1 protein-coding gene is annotated in these 276 nt (G+C 60.1%); it reads right to left on the bottom strand.

Annotation, left to right across the window (positions count from 1 at the left end):
• Positions 1 to 220: hypothetical protein (locus AC0IW9_RS30770; protein ID WP_471652101.1), on the bottom strand; the 220-nt coding region annotated here is incomplete at its 3' end.
• Between the last annotated feature and the right edge of the window lie 56 nt (positions 221 to 276).

The raw sequence follows: 276 nt of genomic DNA, 5'->3' as shown, positions 1-276 counted from the left end.
ACGTGGTGCCCTGGTTGTCGACGACCATTTTTTTCTCTTCGATGGTCATTCGGAACTGCACCACCTTCGGCGCGCCGGTGTCGACTTGCTGGTGGGCGTGAACCTGCGGTGGCGCCACCAGGTCAACCTTGACCCGTTGCAAGTTGTCGGCCCCGCCTGCCATTACCGTGCCTGCCAAGCCAAGCGCGACGGCCATTACCAGCGGTTTGATGTGGTTCATTCCAAGCTCCATCAGCGATTGAGTTTGCCGGCCATTGCAGGCCATCAACCCGTCGC

The organism is Belnapia sp. AC561 (assembly GCF_979252845.1).
This window is presented reverse-complemented; position numbering and strand designations above follow the sequence as displayed.